Raw genomic sequence first — 284 nt, 5'->3', positions numbered from 1 at the left:
ATGGCGCGGGGTGGAGCAGCCCGGTAGCTCGTCAGGCTCATAACCTGAAGGCCGCAGGTTCAAATCCTGCCCCCGCAACCAAATCAAACAAAAAACCCGCGAGACCGAAAGGTCCGCGGGCTTTTTGTTTGTCTCGTAACGGCGCGACGAGTTGAGCTGACCTGAGACCCTGAACTTCCTCCAAATTTTGGTAGAGTCCGTCACATTGTGCTCTGAGCCCAAACCTTGGATCGCCGGGGATTAGAGTTTCCGGGCTTTTGCTCTGAGCCCAAACCTTGGATCGC

At 56.0% G+C, this 284-nt stretch carries 1 tRNA gene; it reads left to right on the top strand.

The features are described from left to right. The first annotated feature begins 4 nt into the window (after positions 1–4). A tRNA-Met gene (locus IB264_RS34345) sits at positions 5–81 on the top strand. Positions 82–284: the final 203 nt, after the last annotated feature.

Origin of the sequence: Ensifer sp. ENS11 (genome assembly GCF_014851895.1) — a bacterium.
GTDB lineage: Bacteria > Pseudomonadota > Alphaproteobacteria > Rhizobiales > Rhizobiaceae > Ensifer > Ensifer canadensis.
Note: the sequence above shows the minus strand (reverse complement) of the source record. Positions and strands in the feature narration are given on the sequence as shown.